We start from the raw sequence: 24,333 nt of genomic DNA, 5'->3' as shown, positions 1-24,333 counted from the left end.
CAGAGGCCGAGCGTGTTGCTGCCTTCGCCGACTGGCTCCATCACTACAATCATCATCGAGGCCACACCTCACTCAAAGGTCAGCCACCAATCAGCCGTGTTACTAACCTCTCAGGTCAATACACCTAGGCCACACCTTGGGGCTTTGTCCTCCTGTCGCCACCACATGTGCTTCGAGTCGTGCGGCAGTCAGGATCTCATTGAGCTCGACGCCGCGATGCAGGTGCCAGGACAACTCCGCACTGTCCGGTTCGTGTCGGTTTCTGGGCCGCTCCTGAATGGCCTCGATTGACGCGTGTAGCCGGACCCGCGGGCCACGGGTTCCCCGATTGGACGGCCTGCGTCGCGGGCCTGGACGTGTTTGGCAACGGTGTGTTGCGAGCAGCCCGTGAGCTCCGCGGTGGCGCGCAACGACCCGGTCAGATCGTAGGCAGCAAGAATTTCCATGATTTCTCCATCAGACTTCATACAGGGCCTCTTCCTGGTTCGCTTTCGGTGCGCTTAGACACCCGTCATCAAACCCCAGGGAGAGGAGAGGCCCCCACCGCTTAAGACGCGATCGGTTCAGTAAGGAAGCGGGCATTTTCGTGGCCGCCTCCGGGTAGTTCTTCATGGCCGCTAACAAATGATGACGAAATCAGCCGCCACCTAATCCGTGGGTCGTGGGTTCGATCCCCACAGGGCCCACCCACGCGGAAGACCAGAGACACTTCGTCTCTGGTCTTCTTTCGTGTACACCCCAGCACGGGCATTGGCGGTGGCCAACGTGGATGACCTGAGGCAGCCTAATGCTCGAAATGCGTGTCCGGTGCTCCGCCTGGCAGGTTCGCCAGGATGCCCTCAGCCACCTTGCGGAGCTTGATGTTCCGGTGGCTGGATGCCTTGGCGATGATGGCAATTGCGTCGTTGTAGGAGCACCTGTTCTGCGCCATGATGACGCCGCAGGCAATGTCGATGGACGTCCGGCTTTCCAAGGCTGACTGCAGGTCCGACGCCCTGGTGCTGGCCGACTCCAACTCAAGGGCCAGCCTGAGGCCGCGGGACGCGAGGTCGGTGAAACTGCGGGCCTCGGCGATGACGTGCAGCGGGAACGCCTGGGGGCTGGCTGCGAAGAAGGCCAGGGCGGCCTCCGTGCCCTCATCCAGGGAAAGCCGCAGGCCCAGGACGCTGTCGAACCCGGCGTCCTGCAGGTGCCGCCTGTAGCGTCCCCAGCGGAAGTCGGAGGCCACGTGGTTCATGGCCGCGGTCCCTGTGCCGGTGAGGGCTTCGGTCAGGGGGCCTTCGCCGACCTCCTTTTCCAGCCGGGCCAATGTCGCGGTCCGCGTGCCCGTTCCGGCGGTGGATCTGGAGCGTTTGGCCCGGCTCAGGACCAGGGCGCATTCGATGGGAACGCCGGCGAGACGGCTCAGCGTGGCCGCTCCCAGGTGGGCCAGGATCTCCAGGGAGTCAGACAGGTCCTTCGAACCGGTGACCAAATCGGGGATAAGCCCGTCGACGCCGACCATCCCGATGGTGAACGCCTTGGCTGCCGGTTCCGCGCCAGGACGATCGCCCGGTGCCGGGATGGGCCTGCGGTCCGGGATTGCCGCCGGCCCCGGATGCGGGGCTGCATGCTGGGTGGTGTGTTGGGCCGGATGAGCGGGCGCTGGTCTCCTGCCCGCCGACGCGTGTGCCTGGGAAGCCTCGGATCGGGAATACTTCACGTCCGCCTCCCGCCGGGACACCAGGAACTGATTGGAAGCGCTGGATGAATGTGAAGCGTGGGGGACAAAGGGCCGGCGACGGCTGGGGGAGAGGCCTTGGTCTCTAAGACCTCCTCGTCGCCGGCCCCGCTTATTTCCCGGACCCCTTGGAGCGGGAAAACGCGGCTACCGAGTCGTGTATTCATCCTTCCCACAACCCCCTAGTGAGACATCCAAACCAGTGCGGTTTGCGAGTCTTAACTCATTACTCGAAGGTAGTTCTGGCATGGTCCCCGGCAACCGCGTAATCGGTACTTGTTTTTCAAATTAGGTAGTACTTGGTTTTTCGGAAGAACTACTCAACTCCGCGCTGATGAGTTCTCCTCCGCCGGCACGATCACCATGAGCATGGACAAAAACTCCAGGTCATGACGCAGGCCGCGGGAGGTGGAAGGATGAGGGCCATGGAACTGCATATCACGGGTGACCCGGCCGCCGACCAACTGCTGACCGATGACGCGTTTGCGCTGCTGACAGGCATGCTGCTGGACCAGCAGGTAACCATGGAATCCGCCTTTGCCGGGCCGGAGAAGATCCGGGCCCGGATCGGGTCCATCGCCCCGGCCGCGGTGGCCGCGTACGAACCTCAGGCTTTCGTCGACGTGTTCAAGGAACGGCCCGCGGTGCACCGGTTCCCCGGCTCGATGGCGGGACGTGTCCAGGCGCTCGCCGAGACGGTGCAGCATGACTGGGACGGCGACGCGACGCTGATCTGGACCAAGGGCGACCCGGACGGCCCGGAGGTGCTGCGCCGCCTGCAGGCACTGCCAGGATTCGGGGAGCAGAAGGCAAAGATATTCCTTGCGCTCCTGGGGAAGCAGCGCGGGCTGAACGCACCCGGCTGGCGCGAGGCCGCCGGCCACTACGGCCAGGAGGATGCCTTCCTTTCGGTTGCCGACATCGTGAGTCCTGAATCGCTCGCGAAGGTGCGGGCCAGCAAGCAGGCAGCAAAGGCGGCGGCCAAGGCTGCCAAAGGCTGACCGCTCATGGCAGTGACCATGAACGATGTGGCGCGCGTCGCCGGGGTGTCGTTGAAGACCGTGTCGAACGTGCTCAACGACTACGAGTTCATCCGGCCGGCCACCAGGCAACGGGTCCAGGACGCCATAGCCGCACTGGGCTACGAGGCGAACCTGACAGCTCGCAGCCTGCGCTCCGGGAAGACCCACATGCTGGGCCTGGTGCTGTCCGACCTCGCGGCGCCGTACTACGCAGAGCTGGCCTCAAGGGTGATGACGGCGGCGGAGCGGCGCGGCTACCGCGTGCTGGTGGAACAGTCCGGCGCCCTGGAAGCCAATGAACTCGGTGCCCTGCAGGGTCCGCTGCGGCAGCTGACCGACGGACTCCTGTTCACGCCACTCGTCATGAGGGCCGACGCCGTCGCCTCCCACCGCGGCAGTAAGCCGGTGGTGCTGCTCGGCGAGCACATTCGGGATCCCCGGCTGGATCTGGTCACCATGAGAAACCGGGACGCCGCCCACGCCCTCACCGCCCACCTGCTGGCGGGGGGCCGCCGTCGTATTGCCGTGCTCGGCGCCCATCCTGGCGAATCAGCGGGCTCGGCCGGCCTGCGGCTCAACGGTTACAGGAGCGCACTGGAGGACGCCGGTGTCCTGTTTGACGCAGCCCTGGTGGCACCGGGTAAATGGCGCCGCGACGGGGGAGCAGCCGCCGTCGCCGGCCTTCTGGAAAACGGCATTCCGTTCGACGCCGTCTTCGGGCTCAACGACGCCCTCGCCCTGGGCGCCATGCACGAACTGCTCGTCCGTGGCGTGAAGGTGCCGCAGGACGTTGCCGTGGCGGGCTTTGACGACATCGACGAGGCACGGTTCGCCTCGCCGTCGCTCACCACCGTGTCGCCCGGCATGGACGAGATTGCGGAACGGTCCGTCGGGTTGCTGATCGACCGGATTGACGGGCTGGAAGCGAGGGAAGACGGCGTTCACGCGGAGGCGGGCTTTGACCTGATAATCCGGGATTCGGCGCCCTGAGGGCTGCCGCCGGACACCAGTTCCTCAGACCACGACGGCGGCAGTAGCTTTCGTTCCTTGGATCACTTCCGCCCCTGGCAGGTCCGCGGCCAGCTCCACGGCCGTGGGCGGATTCGCGCCCGGCCGGCGAACGGTAATGGCTGCCGCCTTCGACGCCATGTGCCCGATCGTGGCCAGTACGTCCTGTCCCAGACCCTCGGTGCGGCGCGACAGCAGGCCGTAGATCAGGGCCGCCATGTACGAATCACCCGCGCCGATGGTGTCCGCCACCGTGGACCGGACGGCGGGAATGTAAAGCTGTGTGGCGGGCGTCGCCAACAATGAACCTTCCCCGCCGAGGGTGACCACTGCCAGTCCGGCGCCCAGCCGCAGGATCCGTTCTGCGGCGTCCTCGAGGCTGACCCCGGGGTACAGCCAGGCGGCGTCCTCGTCGCTGAGCTTGACCACGTCCGTCAGCGGAACCAGGTCCTCGAAAATCCGCGCGGCCTCTGCCTGGCTGCCCAGCAACGCCGGCCTGATGTTCGGATCGTAGGTGACCAGGCACTCGCGGTGCGACTGTTCCAGCAGTCCCCGCACCACAGTCGCGCCCGGTGCCAGGAACGTGGCGATGGATCCGGTGTGGAGAACTTTGGGCAGGTGGGCAGGGGCCACGGCCGGCAGTTCCCAGCTGATGTCGAAGTCGTACGTGGCGGAGCCGTCCGCGGCGAGGGTTGCCGTGGCGGACGCGGTGCGCGCCGCGGACTTTGAGCCCGGCAGGAGTTCGACGCCGGCGCTTCGCAGGTGCGCTTCGATCGCCTCGCCGCGGGCGTCTGCGCCCAGCGACGTCAGCAGCGCGGTGGATACGCCGAGTCGTCCCAGGCCGTAGGCCACGTTCATCGGCGAGCCACCCGGATGCTCGATGGGGCCGTTGGTTGAGGCGACCACGTCAACGAGTGCCTCGCCGATGACGACGACGTCGACGGCGGCCGCCGGGGCAGCCGGGGGAGTCGAGGACAGGGGGCTGGGGGAATTGCTGTGCACGGGGGAGCCTTTCATGGGGCCGTCCGCGGGCCTGGTGCAGGCCCGCGGACGGCGGTGGGGAGTCAACCTGTGGTGCAGGGTCAGGCGGTGGCTGCGCCGGTCATGATCGCAACCGCATCGGTCATGTTGTGGGACTGCGGCGTGATGGTGGCCGCACACTTGCCGAGGCGCTGGATGTGGATCCGGTCCGCCACGTCGAACACGTGCGGCATGTTGTGACTGATCAGGATGACGGGCAGTCCCCGGTCCCGGAGGTCCCGAACCAGTTGCAGGACTTGGTTGGATTCCCGGACGCCGAGCGCCGCCGTCGGCTCATCCAGCACGACAACCTTTGAACCGAACGCTGCGGCGCGGGCCACGGCGACAGCCTGGCGCTGGCCACCGGAGAGGTTCTCCACCGGCACTGTCACGTCCTGGAGCGTGGAAATGCCGAGCCGTGTCAGCTCCTGTTTGGCCTTCACGCGCATGCCTTTGGTGTCAAGCATCCGGAACACGCTTCCGAGGAGTCCCGCACGCCGTTCCTCCCGGCCCAAAAACAAGTTGGAGGCAACGTCCAGGGCCGGCGAAACGGCGAGGTTCTGGTACACGGTTTCGATGCCGTGGACTCGGGCGTCCTGCGGTCGCTTGAAATGTACCGGCTGTCCTGACACAAAGAGCTCGCCGGAGTCCGGGACTTCGGCCCCGGTCAGGCACTTGATCAGGGTGGATTTGCCGGCGCCGTTGTCGCCGATGATCGCCAGGACTTCACCCGGGTACAGGTCCAGGCTGACGCCGTCCAGCCCCACGACGCGACCGAAGGTCTTAACCAGGTTCCGGGCTTGCAGGATGGGTTGCCGGACTTCCGTCCCCGCGGACTCCAGATGCATGGCGGTCATGATTTCACCTTTCGGATCCACTGGTCGATGGACACAGCGAGGATGATGAGGACGCCCACTGCGAGGGTCTGGTAGAGCACGTCGAGGCCTGCGAGGGAGAGTCCATTGCGGAAGACGCCTACGATCAGGGCGCCCAGCAGGGTGCCCCAGACTGAGCCGCGGCCGCCAAAGAGGCTGGTCCCGCCTATGACCACGGCGGTGATGGAGTCCAGGTTCAGGTCGACGCCGGCGTTGGGGCTGGCGGCGTTGGTGCGGCCGATTTGGATCCAGGCGCCGATGGCCAGGACGGCGCCAGCGGCGAGGTAGACGCTCATGAGGACTTTGTTCACCGCGATGCCGGCCAGGCGGGCGGCTTCCTTGTCATCGCCTACGGCGTAGACGTGCCGGCCCCAGGCGGTTTTGCCGAGGATGAACGCGATAGCGATGTAGAGCAGGAGCATGACGACGACGCCGGTGGAGATCCTGACCGGGCCCACCGGGAAGGTGGTACCTGTCCAGGTGAGCAGGTCCGGCATGGCCGAGCCGCGCACTGTCGCGCCGTTCGAGTAGAGGAGCGTCAGTGCGATGAAGATGTTAAGCGTGCCCAGGGTAACGATGAACGGTGGGAGCCGGAACCTGGTGACCAGGAATCCGTTGAGGGCTCCGGCGGCGAGTCCGACGACGAGGCCCGCGAGTAGCGCGAGAGGTGCGGGCAGTCCGTTGTTGACGGCGACTTGGGCCACCACCATGGAGGAGAGGATCATGACCGCTCCGACGGAAAGGTCGATGCCTGCCGTGAGGATGATGAGGGTCTGGGCGATGGCGAGAGTGCCGACGACGGAGACCTGCTGGGTAATCAGGGAGAGGTTTTCAACCCGCAGGAATCTGTCATTGAGGAGGCCGAAGACGATCACCGCGATGAGAAGTACGAGGGCGGGGCTGACGGCGGGGTAACGGTGGAGGATATTGCGTATCCGGCTAAGCGGTGTCTGGCGGTCAAGGAATTCCTCCGCCAGGTCGGCATGCCCGGCGCTGGGCGGGCCGGCGGTCTGTTGCTGAGTCACGATTGGTCCTGATCTTCAGTGATGGTTGCTAGAGCGGAGCTAGCTCGGTAGGCAAGCGCGGGGGGCCGATAGCGGGATCCGGCCTCCCCGCCCCGCCGTGAAACTGGGTGGTTACTTTCCCCAGCAGATGTCGGAAGCCGCGGCGGTGGTGATGCTCTTGACGCCGTCGGCGGGCTTGTCAGTGACGAGCTCGACACCGGTGTTGTAGAAGTCCAGGCCCGCGGAGTTGGCAGGCTTCTTGCCGGTCTTGGCCAGGTCGACAATGGCCTTGACGCCCAGTTCGGCCATCTTGACCGGGTACTGCTGGGCGGTGGCACCGATGACGCCGGACTTGACGTTGTTTACGCCCGTGCAGCCGCCGTCAACGGAGACAATGAGGACGTCCTTTTCCTTGCCGGCGGACTTCAGTGCCTCGAACGCGCCTGCCGCGGCGGGTTCGTTGATGGTGTACACAACGTTGATGTTCGGGTTCTTGGACAGAAGGGTTTCCATGGCGGTGCGGCCGCCGTCCTCGGCACCCTGCGAGGCCTGGCTGCCGACGATCTCGTACTCGCCGCCCTTGCCGCCGGTGTACTTGCCGGTCTTGGCCTCGTCGCCGTTCTTCTTCTTATCCGCGGTGTCGATGCCCAGGCCGGTGAGGAAACCCTGGTCACGGTTGTAGTCGACCGAGACGACCTTGTCATCGAAGAGATCCAGCAGCGCGATGGTGGCCTTCTTGCCGCCGAGTTGAGCTGCGGTCCATTTGCCGATCAGCTCGCCGGCGGCGAAGTTGTCCGTGGCGAAGGTGATGTCCGCGGCGTCGGCCGGGTCCGGCGGCGTGTCCAAGGCGATGACGAAGAGGCCGGCGTCCTTGGCCTTCTTCAGTGCATCCACGACGGACGGGCCGTTGGGGGTGATCAGAATGCCTTTGTCGCCCTTGGAGATGGCGTTTTCGATGGCCTGGATCTGGGTGTCCTCGTCGCCGTCAGCCTTGCCGGCGGCGAGCTTAAGGTCCACGCCCTCGGCCTCGGCTGCTTTCTTCGCCCCGTCCTGCATAGAGACGAAGAACGGGTTGGTGGTGGTTTTCACGATGAGGGAGACGCCAACTTTTTCATCAGTGGTCCCTCCACTGGCAGACGGGCTGGAACTGCCGCCGCAGGCGGTGAGGCTGAGCGTGCCGAGGGTCAGGACTGCGCCGATGGCCAGCAGGCGGTGCGAAAGCTTGGGGGTGGCTTTGGAACTCAACATTGAATCTCCTACGTTCGTGGCACTTCCCGTGCCTGACAACGATGTCAGAACTCATGTAATCAACGTCACAGGGTAGAGTCAAGACAAATTCGATGATGAAGGGCGAGTTAATGACAACGATGTCTAATCGTTACAAGGCGGAATCCGCCACGAACCGGCCCACCATGCGCCATGTCGCCGCGCTGGCCGGGGTGGGCATCAAGACCGTCTCCAGGGTGATGAACGACGAACCGGGCGTCTCCGAGGCCACCCGTCAAAGGGTGCTGGGGGCATCCCACCAGCTCAACTACCAGCTGGACATGGCGGCAGGCAGCCTCCGCCGCACAGGCCGCCAGACACTGTCCATCGGGTTACTCCTGCCCAGCGTGGCCAACCCGTTCAGCAGCGAGATCCACCGGGCAATGGAAGACTCTCTGGCGGCACGCGGGATAGCCGTGTTCGCGGCCAGCCTGGACGATGACCCCGAGCGGGAAAAGTCGCTCGTCTCCGCATTCCTCGGCCGGCGCGTGGATGGTCTGGTCCTGACCCCCATTGCCCGGAGCCAGGCGTATGCGATCCCGGAACATTCCCGGGACCTGCCCATGGTGTTCATTGACCGCGAGCCTGTGGGCATCGAGGCCGACGCGGTGGTGACGGACAACGCCGTCGGCGCGGCTCGGGCGGCCGCCCACCTTATGGCTCACGGCCACACGAAGCTTGCCTACCTGGGCGACCGGCCGGACATCCAGACCGCCCGGGAACGGCGTCGCGGCTTCATTGGGGAACTGGGCCGGGCGGGGCAGGCGACGTCCGCTGTGCCGGTCCGGGAGGGGCTTCACGACGAGGAGTCTGCCCGGCTGGCCGCCCTGGAGATCCTCACGGCCGAGAATCCGCCCACGGCCATCTTCTCCAGCCAGAACCTCATCACGTTCGGCGTGATGCGCGCCCTGAAGGAACTTGGTGCCAGCCGCCGCGTGGCGCTGGTGGGCTTTGACGACTTCACCCTGGCGGACATGATGGAGCCCGGCATCACTGTCATCGCCCAGCACCCGGACCGTATCGGGAAGCTTGCCGCCGAGCGGCTGCTCGCCCGGATCGACGGCGACGGCAGCGCGCCGCAGACGTACGTTGTTCCGTCCGAGCTCATCCAGCGCGGCTCCGGCGAACTCCCGCCGCCGGCAGGCTGAGGGCAATAATTCAACCACCAGCAGATCCATGCAATCCAGAGGGGACAACCATGACCAAAACGCTTTACGCCGAATTCACCGTCAAGCCCGGCAGCGAAGACCGGGTAGCCGAGATGATGCGCCAGCTGACCGATGACGTGAGGCAGGAGCCCGGGAACCAGCTGTTCCTGCCGTATACCCGGGAAGCGAATCCCCGTGAGTACTTCGTATTCGAGGTCTACGCAGACGAGGCCGCCTTCCAGGAACACATCAGCGCGGACTACGGTGCCCGCTTCAACGGCGAGCTCGCGGACCTGATCGAAGAGGACGGTTCGGTGCTGACCTGGCTGCAGCCGGTGCACTGACCACCGCTCTTCAGACAGTCTACGCAGACGCCAAATCCCGGGCTTGTCCGCGGTTCCTGACCTTCAAGGCGGGGAACCGCGGACAAGCCCGGGACGGTTCAGCCTACTTCTGGCGGTCCCTGACCGGGCTGGTCAACGTGCTGAACATCGACTGCGCCACCGGAGTCACGGTGATTGACTTCAGCTGCGCCGTGCCGCCGTCGGCAAAGAGCGCCACCTGGTTAGCTCCCGCTTCGGGGAACACTTGGTCCGTGATGGTCCGCTGCCCGCCTTGGGTGAAGACCTCCACGGAAGACCTGTCGACATACACCCGCAGGGTAACTGTGCCGTCTGCATCCAGGGTGACGGGCGCGGAGTCCACGGAGGTGAACAGCGGATGGAAGCCGGTGTCTCCCGAATTCTCCCGGTCCACGTACACCTCGCCGGTGGTCCGGTCGTAGCCGATCTCGGTGGCGGTGTTGCCGATCCCCAGTACGGTGATTCCGGCCCGTGAAGCCGTGCCCGGCGCGAGCGTGACGTCGATCCGCTGTACCTGGCCCCAGGCAGCCGCTGGCAGCGCAGTGGTCCCCGGGGCAATGTCCCGGGCGCGCTTCTCGGTGTAGCTCGGCTTCGCAGCCAGGTCATCCACCTGCTTGACAGCCTTCTGGGTGAGGCGCGGTCCGGCCGGAGTCTGCGTCAGCGCGACTTCCCGGGGCAGCGACATGGCGCTGCGCCAGGGCGAGGTGGGAATGGCCTGCGCGTAGTCCCAGTTGTTCATCCAGCCCAGCATCACGCGTTTGTCCTGGGGCATGTTGGCGAACGAAACGGAGGCATAGTAATCCCGGCCGTAGTCCAGCCAGTCGTAGGTCTGGATCCGCGGTGTGGCCGCCTGCTCCGACGCCACGAACTCATCGGCCAGGATGTGGCCCCAGCCGAAACGGTTGTTGTCCACCACCCTGATGCTGGCCTGCCGGCCCTTGAATTCGGCAACGTTCCACGAGGCCCAGTCCAGAACCTCGCTGTTGGCGCCGGTGGCGGTCCGGACCACCTGGCCGTCCACCACCAGGTTAACCGTGGTCTCGTCGGACCGCGGCACCGCGGCCTGGTCGGTGAGCATGACGTGGTCCAACGTCAGGTGGCCCCAGCCGCCCGTTGCCTGGTCCACGATCCGCAGCTGGGCTTCCTGCCCCGCGAACTCGGAAACGTCCCAGCCCTTCCAGTTCAGGGCGCCGGCATCGTCCCCGGCCAGCGTCCGGACGACGTTGCCGCCCACCAGCAGCTGCACCTCCAGCTGCTGGCCTGAGCCCGCGGCCCTGTGTCCGCCGCCCACCAGCATGCTCATGAAGTCCCGGGAGAGCGTGAACGACGGCGACGTCAGGGTTCCCTGCCTGTCGTCGCCCGGTGCACCGCCGGTATCAAACGTGTTGATCCGCTTGGCGCCGATATAGAAGTCACCGCCGGAGGTGGCGGGCTGGAACGAAGGTGCGAGGTCGGCGGTTCCGGTCCAGCCGGCGTCGGCCATTGACGTTCCGTCCGGGACCTCGAACCCGTTGAACAGGAGGTCACCGGCCGGCGGGGTGTTGTCCAGCTTGTCCGAGACACGGGGATGCTGGCCGCCGCCCACCAGGAAATTCAGGTAGTCGCTGGTAACGGTGAACTGCGGTGATTCCGCGGTGCCCACGGGCCAGTCGCCGTCGTTGAAGGAGTTGATCAGCCCAGCACCGGCAAAGCCGCTCACAGTGTTCTGTCCCGGCAGCGAACCGGTGGCTGGCGTATCTCCGAACGGGCCGTTCTTCCAGTTTCCTGGCTCGTTGGCCACGGTCCAGCCGTCGTAGGTGCCGTTGTTGAAGCCTGCCAGCGGGGTTCCGGCGGGGAGGGCATCGCTTGCCTTGGTTGTCTCGGACGTGAAGGTTGTGCCGTCGAAGTCGCCAACAAAGTACTGCCCGGCCGATCCGCCCGCGACGCCGCCGGGGTTGATGTTGACCACCATGACCCACTTGATGTTGGCGGGGTCGCCATCAACAGCCAGCGGGAAGAGGTCCGGGCACTCCCAGAGCCCGCCCGTGGCGTTGGCCGGCCCGAACTCGCTCAGGAGCGTCCAGTCCTTGAGGTTCCCGGATTTGTAGAGCAGAACCTTGTGGTCGGTGGCTTCGACGGCGGCCATCACCCAGTAGCCGCCGCCATCGGGGGTGCTGTACCAAAAGACCTTGGGGTCGCGGAAGCTTGCCGAGTTGCGGTTCAGTACCGGGCTCGCGTTGTACTTGGTCCAGGTCTGGCCGTCGTCCAGGCTGTAGGCGAGCGACTGTGCCTGCAGGCCCTGGTGGGGTGAGCCCGGCTTGTACGCGCTGGTGTAGACGGCGACCAGCGGCGGGTTCTCCGCGGTTCCGAACCCTGTGGTGTTGTCCTTGTCCACCACAACGCTGCCGGAGAAGATGTCCTGCTGGTCATCGGTGGCGATGGCCACCGGCTGCTCCGTCCAGTGCGTCAGGTCCTTGGACGTGGCATGCCCCCAGGACATGTTGCCCCACGTATTTCCCGACGGGTTGTGCTGGTAATACAGGTGGTAAACGCCCTTGTGGAAGACCATTCCGTTGGGATCGTTCATCCAGTTCTGTTGCGGTGTGTAGTGGTAAGCGGGCCTGTGCTGCTCGCCGCCGAGGGGCGTTTCTGAGCCCCAGGCCGGGGCGGAACCGGCGAGCGTTGCGGCGAGGCTGAGGCCTGCCAGGGTGAGTGCCGAACACGTAAGGACGGTTCGGGATTTGTTGATCTGCATGGATAGGGGTGCCCTTCATCGCGCGTGCCTAGAAATAGACAACGTTGTCAGTGACTGGAACGGTAGGGGATGTCCACAAGACAAGTCAACGGTTCGAAGCGGTCACGTGCCGATGGTGAAGCGGACCGGCGGCGGCCCCTGCAATAATCGGAACCAACGTGTGTCCGGGGCGCAGCGAAGCCCCGGCGTGCAAAGCAGCAATGTAAGTTCGGGCCCATCACACCAGACGAGGCGGACATCCATGAAGGCTCCAGACCAGCAGCACGCTCAAACTTTCGGAACGCCGGTACCGGCCGATGGTGATGCGGGCGGTCATGAGCCCGTGGACCAGCACCTTCTCCAGCGTTTGGCGGACGCACATGGCGTAGGCACCTCGTTCCACGGCTGGGACGGGCTTCCGCACAGCGTCGCCCCGGAGACGCTGACCAAGGTCCTCGCCGCGCTGGGCGTCCCCGCCCACACGAACCAGCTGATCGAGATTGCCCTGGCCGAGGCGGAAGTGGCGCCGTGGCGGCGGATGCTGCCGCCCGCCGTCGTGGTCCAGCAGGGCCAAACCGCACTGGTTCCCGTCCACGTCCGGGACGGTTCGACAGCGCGTCTGACAGTTGTGCTGGAGGCCGGTACGGGCGGGCCCGTGGACGCTGTCCAGCAGGACGTCTGGGTGGCGCCCCAGGACGTGGATGGCGTGGCCACCGGCAGGGCCACCTTCGCCGTGCCGGCGGGGTTGCCGCTGGGTTGGCACACGCTGCAGGCAGAGTCCGACGGCGTCACAGCCGAGGGCACGCTGGTGGTGGTTCCGGCGCGGCTCACCACCGCCGATTCCCTGGCGGAGCGTCGGGGATGGGGCCTGGCCACGCAGCTCTACTCCGTGCGGTCCAAACGTTCCTGGGGGATCGGCGACTTCGCCGACCTCGCGGATCTGGCCACGCTCAGCGGCGCCCGTGGTGCGGATTACGTGCTGGTCAACCCGCTGCACGCCGCGGAACCCGTGCCGCCGGTCCAGCCGTCGCCCTACTCGCCGTCCACGCGGCGCTTCTTCAACCCGCTGTACATCCGGGTGGAGGCCATCCCGGAAATCGCCTACCTGAAGCCGCGTAAGCGCGCGGCGCTGGACAGCTTGCAGGAGCAGGTCCAGGCCCTGAACAAGGACGGCGAACGGCTGGACCGGAACGCCGCATACGCCGCCAAGCTCCAGGCCCTGGAACTTCTCTATCACGCCCGGCGCTCGCCGGCGCGGCAGGCAGCGTTCGACGAATTCTGCCGGATCTCCGGCACCGGGCTGGATGATTTCGCGCTGTGGTCCGCCATCCGGGAAGACCTGGCACCGGACCATCCGGTCTGGACGGACCCGGACTGCGCGCTGGGTTCCCCTGAGGCGGAATCACTGCGCGGGAAGCTTGCGGACAGGATCGGGTTCCACCGCTGGCTGCAGTGGATCTGTGACGAACAGCTTGAGAACGCGCAGCAGGCGGCGCGCCGGGCGGGGATGCGGTTGGGCGTGGTGCACGATCTTGCCGTGGGCGTGGACCTCAGCAGCGCCGACGCCTGGACCCTCCGCGATGTCCTGGCGCCCGGGATCAGCGTGGGGGCACCGCCGGACATGTACAACCAGCTGGGCCAGGACTGGAACCAGCCGCCGTGGCATCCCACCCGCCTGGCGGAGGCAGGCTACGCACCGTTCCGGAACATGCTCTCCACCGTGCTCCGGCATGCCGGCGGCATCCGGGTGGACCACGTGCTGGGCCTGTTCCGCCTCTGGTGGGTGCCGGCCGGCAACTCCCCGCGCGATGGCGCCTATGTCACGTACGACCACGAAGCACTGATCGGTATCCTGGCGCTGGAGGCCCAGCGTGCCGGCGCGGTGGTGATCGGCGAGGACCTGGGAACCTTCGAGCCGTGGGTGCGTGACTACCTCGCTGACCGCGGCATCCTGGGCACCTCCATCCTCTGGTTCGAGAACGACGGCGATTCACCCCTGCCGCCGGAGCTGTACCGCACGCAGGCCCTCGCCAACGTCAACACCCACGACCTGCCGCCCACCGCCGGCTACCTGGCGGGCGACCACGTGGCGCTTCGCAGCAGGCTGGGCCTCCTGGAACGCCCCGAGGCGGAAGAGCGGGCGGAGCACACGGCCACGCTCGAAAAGATGATGGGGCTGCTGCGGGAACGCGGCCTGCTGCCTGACAGTGGCGCCTCCGCCGACGGGAGCCACGGTGGTGCTGGCGGCAACGGTCCCGACGGCGGCGGCAGCGAGGAACGCACCATAGAGGCGCTGCACCGCCTGCTGGCCCAGACGCCGTCGGTCCTTCTTGGGGTGGCGCTGGTGGATGCCGTGGGGGAGCGGCGGGTGCAGAACCAGCCCGGCACCACCGAGGCGCTGTACCCGAACTGGCAGGTCCCGCTCGGCGGTCCGGACGGTAAGCCGGTGTTTATCGACGACCTTCCCGGAAACACGCGGTTCAACACACTGCTGGGTGCCGTCTCGGAGGCGCTCCGCGGCTGACCGATGCCGCAGCTGACCTCGACCGGTAACCCGCATTGCCGTGGGTCAGCGGGTAACCTCCTCCAGGAGTTCCAGCACGTGGCGGTACTGCGCGCCGGTTGCCCGCGTCATGCCCAGTTCGCAGGTCCGGTTGCAGGAGGCGTGCGCCGCAGCGCCCATGTCCGCCACTTCCGCGGCCTGCTTTGCGGTAGCTGATGCCGTCAGCTCCGGGTGCAGCATGCCGCGGTCCCCGGCGAATGCGCAGCAGCCCCAGTTTTCCGGGACCTCCACGCGACCGGCGACGGCGCCGGCCACGGCACCGAGGGCATCGTTGAGCCCCATCCGGGTGGAGGAGCAGGTGGGGTGCAGGGCCAACGACTCCAGCTTCCGGTGGTCGGGCAGTCCGGGAAGGATCCGGTCCGCAACGAAATCCACGGCGTCCACCATGCGCAGTGGACGCTGCCTTGCTGCCGGCGTGTCCGATTCGACGGCCTGTCGCAGGCCCTCGGTGCAGGAGGACGCGTCGCAAACGATGGGCAGCTCGCCGTCCCGGGTGGCCGCCCGGAGCGCTGCGAGGGTCTTCTCCCGCATCGTTTCCTGGCCGGCGACCATGCCTTTGGAAGACCAGGGGGTGCCGCAGCAGAGGCCGTCGATCCCTTCCGGGACAAGGAGCAGGAGCCCTGCCCTGGCACAAAGCTGTTCGAAGCTGTACTGGACGCCTTTCCCGGGGCTGTCCTGGGCCGTACCCGCGGGCCCGAACATCGTCCCCACGCACGCAGGAAAGTAGACAGCATCCACTTCGCCCGCCGGAGTCGGACGCTTCCGCACCGGACCGCCGCCCGGCAGTTCGGCCGAATACAGCGGGACTGTGTCTGCCCCAAGGACTGCCCGCGCGGCCTTGTTTGGCGGGGCGATGGCGGTGGCCGGGAGTCTGTTGACCACTGTCAGGGCCAGCGAAGCACCCCGGGTGACGCCCTCCCAGTGCTTGGCGGCGGCATTCCACACGCCGTTGGCGAGCGGGCCGGCGTCGGCCTTCCGCAGCTTTTTGACGAGCGATCCGGTGTTGATGTCCACCGGGCAGGCCGTCTGGCACATCCCGTCCACGGCGCACGTATCCACAGACTCGTACTCGTAGTCCTTTTCCAGTTCCTTGACCAGCGCCGTGTCCCCGGCGAGCCGCGCGGATTCGATGGCGCGTAGCGTGACGATCCGCTGCCGCGGCGTCAGGGTGATGTCCTTGCTGGGGCACACCGGCTCGCAGTAGCCGCAGGAGACGCACCGGTCCACCTCCTCGGCGACCGGCGGCGCGGTCTTAATGTGCCGCAGGTGCGCCAGGGGGTCTTCGTCCATAAGCACGCCCGGGTTGAGCATCCCGGCAGGGTCGAACAGCCGCTTGATGCTGCGCATGACGTCATAGAGCTCATCGCCGTATTGCCTGCGGACGTAGGGTGCCATGACGCGCCCTGTCCCGTGCTCGGCCTTCAGCGATCCGCCCTCGGCCAGGACCAGGTCCACCATGTCTTCGGTGAAGGCGCTGTAACGGTCCAGTTCTGCGGCGGTGGCGAAGCCGTCGGTGAGCATGAAGTGGACATTGCCGTCTTTGGCGTGGCCGAAGATCACGCTGTTGCCGTAGCTGTACTTGTCGAAAAGCCGGATCAGTTCCCGGCACGTGCGGCCCAGCACCGGGACAGGGACCACAATGTCTTCCAGCAGCGCGGTGGTGCCCTGGGGGCGCGCACCGGCGACGGAGGCGTAGAGGCCCTTGCGCAACTGCCAGAGCTGGCCGCGTTCGCGGGAATCGCCGGTGAACCGGGCCGGAGCGGACAGTCCGAAGCCCTGGAGGATGCCCTTGCCGTTGACCTGGAGCTCTGCCAGATGTCCGGCGCTGCCGGCGGAGTACTCCACAAGGAGTGCTGCATGCTCCCGGACCGTCAGGTCCTGCACGACGGCGGGAGTTCCCTTGAGCGTCTGGCCCACCTTGAGCGACAAGGCATCCATCAGCTCAATGGTGGCGGCTCCTGTCTCGACGAGGGCGGGCAGCGCCGCGTTGGCGGCCTCAAGGTCCGGGAACACCAGCAAGCCCGCGGCGGCGTGCTGGAGCCGCGGGATGGTGCGAAAAACCGCCTCTGCCACGAAACCCAGGGTGCCTTCGCTGCCGACGATCAGGTGGGCCATGATGTCGACCGGGCTCGTGAAGTCCAGCAGGGAGTTCAGGCCGTAGCCCATGGTGTTCTTCATGGAAAACTGCTGCCGGATCCGGTCGACGGAGTCGGGGTTGTTCCGGACGCGCTCCGCCAACCGGGCCAGGCCTGCATAGAGTTCCGGCTCGAGGGCGCGGAGTTTCCGGTCGGCGTCCGATGCACCGGTGTCGATCACGGTGCCGGAGGGCAGCACCACCGTCAACGACTCCAGGGTGCGGTAGGTGTTATCTACCGTCCCGCAGTTCATGCCGGAGGAGTTGTTCGCCACCACGCCGCCGATCGTGCACGCCGCCTCACTGGCCGGATCGGGGCCGAATTTCCGGCCGTAGCGGGCGAGCCTCGCGTTGAGGGCCCTGACCGTGACGCCGGGCTGGACGCGGACCCGCGCGCCGTCGTCGAGCACCTCGATGTCCCGGAAGTTGCGGCGCACGTCCACCAGCACGCCGTCGGTGACCGCCTGGCCGCTGAGGCTGGTCCCGCCGGACCGGAACGTCAGCGGCACACCCTGGGCGGCGCTGGCGCGCAACAGTCCGCCTACTTCCGCAGCATTCCCAGCCGTGACCACAGCTTGCGGGATCAGCAGGAAATGCGATGCATCATGGGCGTTCGCGTGCAGGTCGATCGCCCGGGTCTTCACCTGGGCAGGATCCTTTACCGCCGCGCGCAGGCCAGCCAAGTCCAGGGGTGTCATCAGGGGACCATCCAGCCCAGGACGGGGGTGGATTGCAGGAAGATCAGCACGGTGATGAGCGCCAGCAGGCCGAGGCTCCAGCCGAGGAGCTTCCGGAACAGGGTCCCCTCGGCACCGTCAAGGCCCACTGCCGCCGAGGCTACGGCCAGGTTCTGCAGCGACAGCATCTTCCCCATCACCCCGGCGGAGGAGTTGGAGGCGGCCATCAGCACTGGAGACAGGCCGGTCTGTTCCGCTGCGGTGGCCTGCATCTGGCCGAACAACGAGTTGGAGGATGTGTCGGAGCCGGTGAGTGCCACACCAATCCAGCCGATCAATGGCGAGAGGACGGCGAAGAAACCGCCCGCGGAGGCCAGTGCAAAGCCAAGGGTAGTGGTCTGGCCGGAGAGGTTCATCACGAAGGAGAGGCCCAGCACGGCCGTGACGGTCACGACGGTCCAGCGCAGCTGTACCAGGGTGTCCCGGTAGACGCGCAGGCCCCGTGATGCGGTGATTTTGTACAGCAGCATGGTGAGCAGGCCGGAGAACAGCAGCAGCGTGCCGGTCGCCTTGAGGTGGTCGAGTTTGAACTTGGCGGCTGCGACAGGTTTGCCGGCCGAGTCGGTGATGTCCAGGCCCGGCCACGCGAACGTGACGCTGCCAACCTGGCTCAGCCAGGCCTTGACGAACGGAATCTGAGCCGCCGAGAACACCGCGATGATGATCAGGTAAGGGGCGATCGCCATCCAGATCTGCCGCGGCTCGGGCCGCGAGTTATCGGTGGGTACTGCACTGTCAGTTCGTTCAGCACTGCCCGCGGCGGGCTGTTCGGCAGAGTGCTTTGAGCTGGCTCCGCTCCCTGAACCGGCACCTGCGCGGGCGCTGGGGGCTTCTGCGCGGGCACCGACGTTTGCGCGGGCTCTGACGGGGGCTGCCTCGGCTGCTTCCGGTGCGGCCTGAACGTCTCCTCCCATTCCGACGGTTTCTTTCGGCTGCCACACCTTCAGCATCAGGAGCACGGCGGCCACTGTTACCACGGCGGCCACAACGTCAGTGAGTTCCACGGCGAAGTAGTTGGAGGTGACAAACTGCGCCGCACCGAAGGCGACGCCTGCCACAAGGGCTACGGGCCAGGTCTGCTTCACTCCGCGCCGGCCATCGACGATGAACACCAGCAGCAGCGGAACGATCAGGGCGATGAACGGAGTCTGGCGTCCGGCCATCGAGGAAAGCTCATTGAGCGGCAGGCCTGTGACGCCGTTCAGGGCGATGATCGGTGCGGCCATCGCGCCGAAGGCTACCGGGGCGGTATTGGCCAGCAGCGAGACAATTGCTGACTTCAGCGGCTTCATTCCTGCAGCCATCAGCATGGCGGCGGAGATGGCCACGGGCGCGCCAAAGCCGGCCAGAGATTCCAGCAGGGCGCCGAAGCAGAAAGCGATCAGGATGGACAAAATCCTGAGGTCGTTCGAGATGGAACGGATAGTGCGTCCCAGCACTTCAAACCAGGGGGTAGCCACGGTGAGGCGGTAGATCCACAGCGCATTCACCAGGATCCACAGGATGGGGAACAGGCCGTAGAAGATGCCGGCCAAGGTGGCGCTAAGGGCCTGGCTGACCGGCATCTGCCAGCCAACGATGGCAAGCACGAGGGACAGGGCGAGGCTGGACAGGGCTGCTTTGGCTGCCTTGACCTTAAAAACGCCCAGCAGAACAAATAGCAGAACGAGGGGAAGCGCCGCGAAAAGGGCGGAAAGCACTAGGGACCCGGCAATGGGGTCGAGGATCTGCTGAAACATGTGTCTCCAGATTGTGTTAGGCGTCACAACACCGTGGCGCCCTTCGATTGTCTAACAAGTACACATGTTGGTCAAGTGTATATGTTGACTTGTCTGGCAAGATTGAAGGAAATGGGTTTTATTCTGTTTGGGTTTTGGTTCAGAGAGGACGCGCGCATGGTCGGCCGTATTGCAGCAGTCTCCATCGTGGACGCCATCGCTGCGGATCTGCGGAGCCGCGTCTTCGCGGGTGACCTGGGTTCCGGCGAGGCGCTCACTGAGACAGACGTCGCCACGTCGTATGAAGTGGCACGCCCCACCGCCAAGGCCTCGATTGAGAAGCTCGTGGCGGAGGGGCTGCTGGACCGGGGCACGCACAAGACCGCACGCGTTGTTGACCTGGGGCCGGAATCAGTGCGGGACATCTATCTGGCACGTGCCTATCTGGAAAGCGAAGTACTCCGCCGGCTGGCGCGCACCAAAGACGTGCCGCAGGGGGCTGTCCAGGCCAACCGCGATATCGCGGCATTGAAGTCGGGCGCGCCGCTGGATGTTGTGGAACCTGACATGCGTTTCCATACAAGCCTCATCGACGCAGTGGCCAATGAACGCATCAGCCGGATGTACCGCTCGCTTGTGGGTGAGGTGCGGCTGTGTATGGTCCGGGTCCAGTCACTGCACCTCCTGGACACGGGGCTGATACTGGCCGAACACCAGAAGATCCTTGAGCTGATCGAGGGCGGCCAGGGCGATGCCGCCGCCGAACTGCTGGACGAACACCTTGGGCGCGCGCGTGAACGGCTGGTCGCCGCTATGGGGGGAACTGCTGGCCCAGAGGCTGAGTATCCGTCAGGGCTGCTGCAGGAGTAGCCGGCTAGCCCGCCGTGAGCAGGTGGGTGACGTGGTCGTACCGGAAGGTGACCGCGCCGCCGTCGTGCGTGTAGGAGATGTTGGCCCCGTTGGGCACCCCGTCGGACCCGTAGTTCACGTCCCAATTGCGGTTCAGCGCCGCCTTGAACTCATACGTCCCGGCGGGCAGGTCCGGCACGGACAGCTTCCACACCAGCGTTGCCGGATCCAGCGTCAACTGGGCCTGGTCGCAGGCGGGATCCCAATCGGCGCCACAGCCGAGTTCGTTGTCCAGGCTGCCCGCGACGGCGACAGCGGACGGCTGTTGGGAGGCGTACCCGGCGCCGAGGGCGTGTGTGCTGTTGTCGTAGCGGAAGGTGACGGCCCCGCCGGGGTGGTCCAACACGATGTTGCTGCCGTCAAGGACTCCGCCGGCGCCATAGTTCACGTCCCAGCTGCCGTTGAGCGCGGCCTTGAACTCGTATGTCCCGGCTGGCAGGTCTGCCGAGAGCCGCCATATGTTGTCCGCCGGGTCCAGGGTCATGAACGCGGCTGGGCAGGCCGGGTCCCAATCCGCAGGGCAACCCAGCTCGGAGTCCAGCGACCCGGCCACGGTCACCGAATCCGGCTGCGGAGCCTCGCCCACCGTTACCGTCCGCAACTCGCTGACCACGCTGAAGCCGGGGCCGCTCATGCTGGCGCGGTACTGCACCTTCGTGCCGTCCGCGAGCTTAAGTGCCGCCAGGTCATCGGTGACCGAGTACACCGGCGAGGAGTCATCGGAGCCTACGGCCGTCCACGCGCCGCCGGCCACGCTGCGTTCGAAGGACACCACGTGGCTGGACTTTTCCGGATCGGCCGTTGCGCTGAGCTCAACGGCCCCTTCCACGCTGCTTCCTTCCACCGGCTCCTGGATAGTCAGGACCGGGGCCGGAACGGCGGCTGCCCGGGGCTGGCTGGTGGCTCGGTGGCCCCCGTTGTCCAGCACGGTGGCGCGGTATTCGAGGGCGGTGCCTGCTTCCAGGGCAGCAACATCGTGGAACACCTGGTACGGCGCGGTGTCATCGGTGCCGATCGGTGCCCAGCCACCGCCCGCCGTCCTGGCCTCAAAGGTGACCTCGTAGAACGAAGCACCGCCGACGTCGGCCGTTACGTTGATCCGGCCGTTATCCGCCGGTGCCGCGGCAGGTTCCTGGAGTGCGACGGCGGGAGCCGCCTTGGAGTGCGGAATGCGGCCCGATGACTGGTAGACCACGGCCGACAGCGGCGGGACGGTGACTGTCAGCTTTCCGTCCGCTGAGGTCTTCACCTCGTCTGCTCCCGCACCTGTGCTCCCATAAATACGTGTGTAGCTGCGCTTGCCGATGTAGGTGGGCACGTCGGCCGTCTGCGGCTGTTCGCTGTTGTTCAGGGCTACGACATACTCACGCTGGTCCTCCGCATCGGTGCGGGAGAAGGCGTAGATCCCGGGTCCTTCGGAGGCGTAGCGGTGCTGGTGGGCGCCGTCGCGCAGGGCCGGGTGGTCCTTGGTCAGGGCCGCGAGCTGGCTGATCTTGGCGTACAGCGGGTGGCCGGCGTTAAAGTTGTCGATGGCGTGCGTGGCATCGGTGCCCAGCAGGTCGTCGTCGAGGTACTCCGGCACCTGGCTGGCGAAGAGCGTCTGCCGGGCGTCCTGGTCGCCGCCGGGACCGGTGAAGCCCTGCTCGTCGCCGTAGTAGATCACCGGATTGCCGCGGGAGAAATACATCAGCTCGTGGGCCAGCTGGTCGCGGGCCACCTGCTCCGTGCCGGCTGAACCAGGGTTGTCGGCGGCGATGAAGCTGCCGATGCGGCCCATGTCGTGGTTGCCCAGGAAGGTTGGCAGTTGGTAGACGTTGGAATCGGCGTCGGTGTACCAGTCGTCGCCGGCGAAGAACGTCTCCAGCGAGCGGGTGTCCTGGCTCTTGGACGCGAAGTTCCGGGCGGCCTCCTGGAACGGGAAGTCCAGCACGGCCTGCATCTGGTTGCGGGTGGTGAACTGCGAGGTGAAGGACTTGGTCGTGTCGAAGACTTCGCCAAACATAAAGAACTCGTCCTTGCCCTGCGTCTTGGCGTAGCTGAGCATCTCCGGGCCGAATTCCTGCCAGAACTCGTTGTTGACGTGCTTCATGGTGTCTATCCGGAAGCCGTCCACCCCGAAATCGCCGATCCAGGACTTGTAGATCTCCTCCATACCGTCCACCACTTTGGGGTTCTCGGTGAAGAGGTCATCGAGGCCGAAGAAGTCGCCGTAGTAGGAGTCCTCGCCTACAAAGGTGGTGTCGCCGCGGTTGTGGTACAGCGTGGGATCGTTCAGCCAGGCGGGAACTTTCAGGTTCTCCTCGGCTTTATCCAGAACGGGAACGTAGGGGAAGGACGTCTTGGCATCAAGCTCCGGGAAGTCGTCGGAGCCTGCGAAGTCGCGGTCGTCGAACGCCTCACCCGCCGCGGTCTTATACGGCTCGGCGTCCTTGGAAACGTAGGTCTTGCGGGCGCCCTCTTCGTAGCCGATCACGTCCGCGGTGTGGTTGGTGATGATGTCGAAGTACACCTTCATGCCACGCGAGTGGGCTTCGTCGATGAGGGCCTTCAACTCGTCGTTGGTTCCCAGATGGGGGTCGATCTGGGTGAAGTCGGTGATCCAGTAGCCGTGATAGCCGGCCGAATTGTCCTCGGCCTGCACCGCCTTGTTCTTGAAGCTGGGCGTGAGCCAGATGGACGTGGTGCCGAGGCCCTGGATGTAGTCGATTTTGTCGAGCAGCCCGGCCAGGTCGCCGCCGTTGTAGAAGCCCTTTTTCGTCGGGTTGAAGCCGGACACCATGGGGTCGCTGCCCAGGCCGCCGTCGTCATTGCTCGTGTCCCCGTTGCTGAAGCGGTCGGCCATCACAAAGTAGAAATTCTCGTCCGTCACCGGGGCGCGGAGGGAGTGAAGGGCCGACGGCGACCCCGGGTCCTTCGGGCCAGGCGCCGCGTGCGCCGGGAGGACGGAAGTGGAAGCGACTACGGCTGCGGCGAGCAGCCCCAGCCATGCTGTCAGCGGGTTGTTGAGGCGTTGTCTGCGGGTGCGTGTGTTCACGTCAGGAGACCTTCCTGGTAGCGGCGTTGCTGTACAGGCTGCTGTGGAGTTGCGGGTGGGGCGGCGTCGGTTGGCGGACAGATGTGCGGTTCGCGAAGGCAGTCGAGGAACGATCGCCAGGTGAACCACGGCACACTGTAAGCGCTTGCACTGAATAAATCCAGTCTTTTTAGACAGGCGGCCAGGGGCTACCTTCGCGTACATTCAGAGGCGGGCGACGGCGCTCGGCGCCCATCGGATTGCGGAAGGTGTACCCATGTCAGCCACTGAATTGGATGTTGAGTCCCTTGCTGGGATCGCTGAGCGGCTTCGCTCGGCCGGGTGCGTCTTTGCGGAGGAGGAAGCCGAGCTTCTCCTCGCCGCGGTGTCCGGCCCGGCCGAAATCGCTGCGGCGGTGGAGCGGCGCGCTGCCGGGTACCCGCTGGAGCACATCCTGGGCTGGGCAGAGTTCTGCGGACTCCGGATTGAGCTCGATCCCGGGGTTTTTGTTCCGCGCCGCCGCACCGGGCTCGTGGTGAGTGAGGCCGCAGCCCTGCTCTCGGCGGACCCGAAGCGGAAGCACCGGGAGAGTCCTGAGCCCGCCGTTGTTGTGGACCTGTGTTGTGGGTCCGGGGCGGTGGGGGCCGCCATCGCCTTCAGGATTCCGGGGCTGGAACTCCATGCGGCGGACATTGACCAGGCCGCGGTGGCCTGCGCCCGCCGGAACATTGGCCGTGTGGGTGGCGAGGTCCACCAGGGCGATCTGTTCGATGCGCTGCCGCGCGCCATCAAGGGACGGATCCGTGTTCTGGCTGTCAACGCCCCCTATGTCCCCACCGACGCCATCGATTCCATGCCGCACGAGGCGCGCGAGCACGAACCGTTGTGGTCGCTCGACGGCGGCGCTGACGGACTCGAATTCCACCGCCGCGTCGCTGCCGAGGCCAACGAATGGCTGCGGCCGGGCGGGTACATCATCATCGAAACCAGCGAGCGGCAGGCCGCAGGGACGGCGTCCACCCTGGAGGGTGAGGGCTTCGCAGTCAGGACTGTCCGCTCGGAAGAACTGGACGGCACCGTTGTAGTCGGACAGGCTGGGCCTTAGTGGAGTTGCTGCCATC

General features: G+C 66.0%; 16 protein-coding genes and 1 pseudogene. 8 read left to right on the top strand and 9 right to left on the bottom strand.

The window, feature by feature from the left end:
• Window positions 1–128: pseudogene (locus V6M49_RS13055) on the top strand (integrase core domain-containing protein); the annotation flags it as partial.
• Between the two features lie 656 nt (window positions 129–784).
• Here V6M49_RS13055 and V6M49_RS13050 read toward each other — a convergent pair.
• A complete protein-coding gene (locus tag V6M49_RS13050; RefSeq protein ID WP_332761350.1) occupies window positions 785–1,702 on the bottom strand; it encodes an ANTAR domain-containing protein in 918 nt (305 codons plus the stop codon).
• Between the two features lie 434 nt (window positions 1,703–2,136).
• Here V6M49_RS13050 and V6M49_RS13045 point away from each other — a divergent pair, with 434 nt between their 5' ends.
• A complete protein-coding gene (locus V6M49_RS13045) occupies window positions 2,137–2,721 on the top strand; it encodes an HhH-GPD-type base excision DNA repair protein (RefSeq protein WP_104063023.1) in 585 nt (194 codons plus the stop codon).
• A 6-nt stretch (window positions 2,722–2,727) separates the two neighbouring features.
• Window positions 2,728–3,732 carry a LacI family DNA-binding transcriptional regulator gene (locus tag V6M49_RS13040; RefSeq protein ID WP_332761349.1) on the top strand — a complete coding sequence of 335 codons (1,005 nt, stop codon included), beginning with the start codon at window positions 2,728–2,730 and terminating at the stop codon, window positions 3,730–3,732.
• 24 nt (window positions 3,733–3,756) lie between these two features.
• Here V6M49_RS13040 and V6M49_RS13035 read toward each other — a convergent pair whose 3' ends face one another.
• From V6M49_RS13035 to V6M49_RS13020, 4 genes are all read right to left on the bottom strand, one after another.
• Complete coding sequence (locus V6M49_RS13035) at window positions 3,757–4,752, bottom strand: carbohydrate kinase family protein (protein WP_442959726.1); 996 nt, start codon at window positions 4,750–4,752, stop codon at window positions 3,757–3,759.
• A gap of 80 nt (window positions 4,753–4,832) precedes the next feature.
• Entirely contained in the window at window positions 4,833–5,627 is a 795-nt protein-coding gene (locus V6M49_RS13030; protein WP_141139182.1) for an ATP-binding cassette domain-containing protein, read from the bottom strand.
• On the bottom strand, window positions 5,624–6,670 hold the full coding sequence (locus tag V6M49_RS13025; protein WP_141139183.1) for an ABC transporter permease: 1,047 nt from the start codon (window positions 6,668–6,670) through the stop codon (window positions 5,624–5,626). The genes V6M49_RS13030 and V6M49_RS13025 overlap by 4 nt, the downstream gene beginning before the upstream one ends.
• 111 nt (window positions 6,671–6,781) lie before the next feature.
• Entirely contained in the window at window positions 6,782–7,897 is a 1,116-nt protein-coding gene (locus V6M49_RS13020) for a substrate-binding domain-containing protein (protein WP_332761348.1), read from the bottom strand.
• A gap of 164 nt (window positions 7,898–8,061) precedes the next feature.
• On the opposite strand from V6M49_RS13020, the gene V6M49_RS13015 reads away from it, so the two are divergent.
• Both V6M49_RS13015 and V6M49_RS13010 read left to right on the top strand, forming a co-directional pair.
• Complete coding sequence (locus V6M49_RS13015) at window positions 8,062–9,063, top strand: LacI family DNA-binding transcriptional regulator (protein WP_141141924.1); 1,002 nt, start codon at window positions 8,062–8,064, stop codon at window positions 9,061–9,063.
• Window positions 9,064–9,113: 50 nt separating this feature from the next.
• On the top strand, window positions 9,114–9,407 hold the full coding sequence (locus V6M49_RS13010) for a putative quinol monooxygenase (RefSeq protein WP_332761347.1): 294 nt from the start codon (window positions 9,114–9,116) through the stop codon (window positions 9,405–9,407).
• A gap of 103 nt (window positions 9,408–9,510) precedes the next feature.
• On the opposite strand, the gene V6M49_RS13005 is transcribed toward V6M49_RS13010, so the two are convergent.
• Entirely contained in the window at window positions 9,511–12,159 is a 2,649-nt protein-coding gene (locus tag V6M49_RS13005) for a GH32 C-terminal domain-containing protein (protein WP_332761346.1), read from the bottom strand.
• Window positions 12,160–12,400: 241 nt separating this feature from the next.
• On the opposite strand from V6M49_RS13005, the gene malQ reads away from it, so the two are divergent.
• A complete protein-coding gene (gene malQ / locus V6M49_RS13000) occupies window positions 12,401–14,662 on the top strand; it encodes a 4-alpha-glucanotransferase (protein ID WP_332761345.1) in 2,262 nt (753 codons plus the stop codon).
• A gap of 45 nt (window positions 14,663–14,707) precedes the next feature.
• On the opposite strand, the gene V6M49_RS12995 is transcribed toward malQ, so the two are convergent.
• Both V6M49_RS12995 and V6M49_RS12990 read right to left on the bottom strand, forming a co-directional pair.
• Complete coding sequence (locus tag V6M49_RS12995) at window positions 14,708–17,533, bottom strand: FAD-binding and (Fe-S)-binding domain-containing protein (RefSeq protein WP_332761344.1); 2,826 nt, start codon at window positions 17,531–17,533, stop codon at window positions 14,708–14,710.
• Entirely contained in the window at window positions 17,533–19,311 is a 1,779-nt protein-coding gene (locus V6M49_RS12990; protein ID WP_332761343.1) for an L-lactate permease, read from the bottom strand. Before V6M49_RS12990 ends, V6M49_RS12995 begins: the two co-directional genes overlap by 1 nt.
• 156 nt (window positions 19,312–19,467) lie before the next feature.
• Here V6M49_RS12990 and V6M49_RS12985 point away from each other — a divergent pair, with 156 nt between their 5' ends.
• Complete coding sequence (locus tag V6M49_RS12985) at window positions 19,468–20,160, top strand: GntR family transcriptional regulator (protein WP_332761342.1); 693 nt, start codon at window positions 19,468–19,470, stop codon at window positions 20,158–20,160.
• A 4-nt stretch (window positions 20,161–20,164) separates the two neighbouring features.
• On the opposite strand, the gene V6M49_RS12980 is transcribed toward V6M49_RS12985, so the two are convergent.
• Complete coding sequence (locus V6M49_RS12980) at window positions 20,165–23,233, bottom strand: alpha-amylase family glycosyl hydrolase (protein ID WP_332761341.1); 3,069 nt, start codon at window positions 23,231–23,233, stop codon at window positions 20,165–20,167.
• 256 nt (window positions 23,234–23,489) lie between these two features.
• Here V6M49_RS12980 and V6M49_RS12975 point away from each other — a divergent pair, with 256 nt between their 5' ends.
• The gene (locus V6M49_RS12975) at window positions 23,490–24,317 is read left to right on the top strand and encodes a putative protein N(5)-glutamine methyltransferase (protein ID WP_332761340.1); all 828 of its coding nucleotides are present in this window, start codon (window positions 23,490–23,492) and stop codon (window positions 24,315–24,317) included.
• The last annotated feature ends 16 nt before the right edge of the window (window positions 24,318–24,333 follow it).

Source organism: Pseudarthrobacter sp., from assembly GCF_036675385.1.
Lineage (GTDB): Bacteria > Actinomycetota > Actinomycetes > Actinomycetales > Micrococcaceae > Arthrobacter.
Note: the sequence above shows the minus strand (reverse complement) of the source record. Positions and strands in the feature narration are given on the sequence as shown.

Coding starts and splice junctions, on each gene's coding strand:
- V6M49_RS13045 (WP_104063023.1), top strand. CDS start 2,137: ATGAGGGCCATGGAACTGCATATCACGGGTGACCCGGCCGCCGACCAA.
- V6M49_RS13040 (WP_332761349.1), top strand. CDS start 2,728: ATGGCAGTGACCATGAACGATGTGGCGCGCGTCGCCGGGGTGTCGTTG.
- V6M49_RS13030 (WP_141139182.1), bottom strand. CDS start 5,627: ATGACCGCCATGCATCTGGAGTCCGCGGGGACGGAAGTCCGGCAACCC.
- V6M49_RS13020 (WP_332761348.1), bottom strand. CDS start 7,897: ATGTTGAGTTCCAAAGCCACCCCCAAGCTTTCGCACCGCCTGCTGGCC.
- V6M49_RS13015 (WP_141141924.1), top strand. CDS start 8,062: ATGCGCCATGTCGCCGCGCTGGCCGGGGTGGGCATCAAGACCGTCTCC.
- V6M49_RS13010 (WP_332761347.1), top strand. CDS start 9,114: ATGACCAAAACGCTTTACGCCGAATTCACCGTCAAGCCCGGCAGCGAA.
- V6M49_RS13005 (WP_332761346.1), bottom strand. CDS start 12,159: ATGCAGATCAACAAATCCCGAACCGTCCTTACGTGTTCGGCACTCACC.
- malQ (WP_332761345.1), top strand. CDS start 12,401: ATGAAGGCTCCAGACCAGCAGCACGCTCAAACTTTCGGAACGCCGGTA.
- V6M49_RS12995 (WP_332761344.1), bottom strand. CDS start 17,533: ATGACACCCCTGGACTTGGCTGGCCTGCGCGCGGCGGTAAAGGATCCT.
- V6M49_RS12990 (WP_332761343.1), bottom strand. CDS start 19,311: ATGTTTCAGCAGATCCTCGACCCCATTGCCGGGTCCCTAGTGCTTTCC.
- V6M49_RS12985 (WP_332761342.1), top strand. CDS start 19,468: ATGGTCGGCCGTATTGCAGCAGTCTCCATCGTGGACGCCATCGCTGCG.
- V6M49_RS12975 (WP_332761340.1), top strand. CDS start 23,490: ATGTCAGCCACTGAATTGGATGTTGAGTCCCTTGCTGGGATCGCTGAG.